This is a genomic window from Nigerium sp., assembly GCF_039811905.1.
Classification (GTDB): Bacteria; Actinomycetota; Actinomycetes; order Propionibacteriales; family Propionibacteriaceae; genus Propioniciclava.
In genome coordinates, this window is the sequence record NZ_JBDHZL010000167.1 from 1 (window position 1) to 3,573 (window position 3,573).

Consider the following 3,573-nt stretch of genomic DNA (forward strand, 5'->3'; position numbering starts at 1 on the left):
ACTGGTAATGACCGCCCTCACCACCCAGCCGGCTTCCCGGCCGGCTCCCCCAGCCGCCCCCTCGGTGGCCGAGCAGGACGCCGAGCGGCGCGACGGCGTCCTCGCGGCGGACCCGGTCGTCCGGTCGGCGCTGGTGCGCCGGCACCGTCCCAGGACCGTGAACCACCTGCTCACCGGCATCGCGGTCGGCCTGTGGGCCGCCGGCGCGCTGCTTGTCGCGCTCGTCCCGCCGACGCGCGCCTTCACCGTCCACGGCGAACGGCCGGCGCTGGCGTTGGCGTCCGTCATCGCCGTCGGGCTGGCCGCCGCCTGGGCGCTGGCAGCCCGGCCCGGCACGAAGGCCGGGCTGCAGGCGTCCCGCTGGCTCGGCGCCTGGGCGCCGTGGTGGATCACCCTCGCGGTGGTCTTCGCCCTCTGGGAGCTCGCCACAGCGAAAACGGGGGCGCTCACGCCGCCGTACTTCCCGCCGCCCGGACAACTGGTCACGGAGGCGTGGACGGACCGCGTCCTGCTGGGGCAGTCCATCGGCAACTCGCTCGCGCTGCTGGCCGTCGGCCTGTTCTGCGGCGGCATCACCGGCCTGGCGACCGGCCTGTGGATGGGCTGGTCGAAGCAGGCGGGCTACTGGCTGAACCCGATCGTCCGCTACATCGGCCCGGTGCCGACGCTCGCGTGGATCCCGATCGTGTTCATCGCGTTCCCGAGCTCGTTCAGCGCGGCGGTGTTCCTGATCGCCCTGACCGTGTGGTTCCCGATGACCGTGCTCACGAGCGCGGGCATCCGGTCGGTTCCGCGCGACTACTTCGACGTGTGCCAGACGCTGGGGGCGTCCAACCGCTTCCTGATCTTCAAAGTGTCGCTGCCGGCCGCCCTGCCGAACATCTTCACCGGCATCTTCATGGCGCTGCCCACCGCATTCGTCACGCTGACCATCGCCGAGACGCTCGGCGTCAACTCCGGCCTCGGCTGGTACATCAACTGGAAGAAGGGCTGGAGCGCCTACCCGGCCATGTACGCGGCGATCGCCGTGATGGTGGTGCTCTGCGGATCCCTGCTGAACCTCGAACTCGCCATCCGTAACCGGGTGCTCGCCTGGCAGAAGGACCTGACCCGATGGTGAACCACCCCAACCCCACGCCGTCCGCGTCCGACGCGGCCGAGACGACCGGCGCTCCCGATCCGACCGGCGCGTCCGAGATCGCCGATCCGACCGGCGCGATCCAGCCCGTGGACGCCGCCCTCCCCGCCGGCGGAGCGGTGGACGTCCTGGGCGTCACCCAGGCGTTCATCTCCAAGCGGGAGCCCCTGCCGGTGCTCGACGACGTCAGCCTGTCGGTGCGTCCGGGCGAGTTCGTCAGCCTCGTCGGGCCGTCGGGCTCGGGCAAGTCGACGCTGCTGCGCCTCATCGCGGGGCTCGACCAGCCGATCACCGGCGAGGTCTACGCCGACGGCCACCTCGTCACCGGTCCGGACCCCTCGCGCGGCGTCGTCTTCCAGGACCCGACGCTGCTCCCCTGGCTGACCGTCGAGCAGAACGTCGGCCTGGGTCCCGAGGTGCGCGGCGTCGCGGACGACCCCGACGAGATCGCCCGCGTCGACGACATGATCGCGATGGTCCACCTGGACGACTTCCGCACCGCGCTGCCCGCGCAGCTCTCCGGCGGCATGGCCCAGCGGGTGTCGCTGGTGCGAGCGCTCGTGAACCGCCCGCGGATCCTCCTGTTCGACGAACCGCTCGGCAAGCTGGACGCCCTCACCCGCACGAGCCTGCAACACGACATCGGACGCCTCTGGGCCAGCCAGGGCTTCACCGGGATCATGGTCACGCACGACGTCGAGGAGGCGCTCATGCTCTCCGACCGCGTGATCGTGTTCTCGCCGCGCCCGGCGACGGTCGTCGCCGACGTCCCGGTGGACCTGCCGCGCCCCCGCGCCGAGGACGACCCCGCCTTCCGTGAACTGCGCCGCCACGTGCTGGGACTCCTCGGCCAGTAGGCGTCCGGTGTGCACGTCCCGGTTCGCGGGCGGGCGGCACCGCGCGTCAGACGGACGCCGACGCCGCCCGCCGGTGCCGCTCGCCGGCGCCGTTCGCCGTGAACATCGCGTTACATCACCCGAAGGGATGGCGTACGGGGCCCCAACGGCCGTATTTTCTCCGCCATGACAACAACTTCTCCGCTCCGGCGGAAGTCGGTGGACACCGTCCTCCACCAAGACGACGAAGGCCACCGCGGGGCACTCCTGAAGAAGACGCTGGGGGCGCGCGACCTGATCGCGTTCGGCATCGGCATGATCATCGGCACGGGCATCTTCACGCTCACCGGCATCCAGGCGCGCAACAACGCCGGGCCGGCGATCGTGATCTCGTTCGCGCTGGCGGGCGGCATCGCGATGCTCGCGGCCCTCTGCTACGCCGAGCTCGCGGCCGCGGTCCCGACGGCCGGCAGCGCCTACACGTACGCCTACACCACGATCGGCGAGATCTTCGCGTGGGTGATCGCGTGGGACCTCGTCCTCGAGTTCGCCCTCGGCGCCGCCGTCGTCGCCCGAGGGTGGTCCGGCTATCTACAAAGCGCGCTGAACCTGCCGACCACGCTCTTCGGCGAGGCGGCCCCGGTGAACGTCGGCGCCGTCGCGATCGTGCTGGTCCTCGGCTTCGTCGCCGCCCGGGGCATCAGCGAGGCCCGCTGGGTGACCACCGCGCTGGTCGTCATCAAGGTGTCCATCTGCGTCTTCATCATCTGCGTCGGGGCGTTCTTCATCCGCGTCGCGAACTACCACCCGTTCATCCCGCCGGCCCAGCCCAGCGAGGGCGGGGCGTCCGCCTGGGAGCAGCCGCTCTACCAGTTCCTCACCGGCGTCGAGCCGACGAAGTTCGGCATCGGGGGCGTCCTCGCGGCGGCCGCCGTCGTGTTCTTCGCGTACAGCGGCTTCGAGGTCGTCGCGAACCTCGGCGAGGAGACGAAGAACCCGGGCCGCGACATGCCGAAGGGCCTGCTGGGCTCGCTCATCATCTGCACGGTGCTCTACGTCGCGGTGTGCTTCGTCGTGACCGGCATGGTGAAGTACACGAACCTGTCCGAGGGCGCACCCCTCGCGGACGCCTTTGACGCGGTCGGCCTCGGGTGGGCAGGCATCCTCATCTCGATCGCAGCCGTCTGCGGGCTGACGTCGGTCATCCTGGTCGACATCGTCGGCATGGGCCGCGTCGCCTTCGCCCTCTGCCGCGACGGGCTGCTGCCCAAGCGCATCGGGATGGTGCACCCGAAGTGGGGGACGCCGATCGGCGTCACGATCGCCTCCACCCTGCTCATCGCCGCTCTGGCCGCCCTCGTGCCGCTGCGGCTGCTCGCCGACATGGTGAGCATCGGGACGCTCTTCGCCTTCCTCATCGTGTCCGTCGCCGTCGCCGTCCTCCGCAAGACCGCGCCCGACATGAAGCGGCCGTTCCGCGTGCCGTGGTCGCCGTTCGTGCCGATCCTGTCGGCCGTGCTGTGCCTCGTGATGATGTCGAGCCTCGGCGTCGACACCTGGGTTCGCTTCTTGGTCTGGCTGCTGATCGGCATGGCGATC

At 70.9% G+C, this 3,573-nt stretch carries 3 protein-coding genes; all 3 read left to right on the forward strand.

Translation table 11 applies throughout. The features are described 5' to 3' along the window. A partial coding sequence (locus WMJ97_RS14760; protein ID WP_347349764.1) for an ABC transporter permease occupies positions 1-1,120 on the forward strand: 1,120 nt, incomplete at its 5' end. Then, the gene (locus WMJ97_RS14765; protein WP_347349765.1) at positions 1,114-1,995 is read left to right on the forward strand and encodes an ABC transporter ATP-binding protein; all 882 of its coding nucleotides are present in this window, start codon (positions 1,114-1,116) and stop codon (positions 1,993-1,995) included. The genes WMJ97_RS14760 and WMJ97_RS14765, both read left to right, overlap by 7 nt. Positions 1,996-2,160: 165 nt before the next feature. Next, on the forward strand, positions 2,161-3,573 hold a 1,413-nt coding region (locus WMJ97_RS14770), incomplete at its 3' end, for an amino acid permease (protein WP_347349766.1).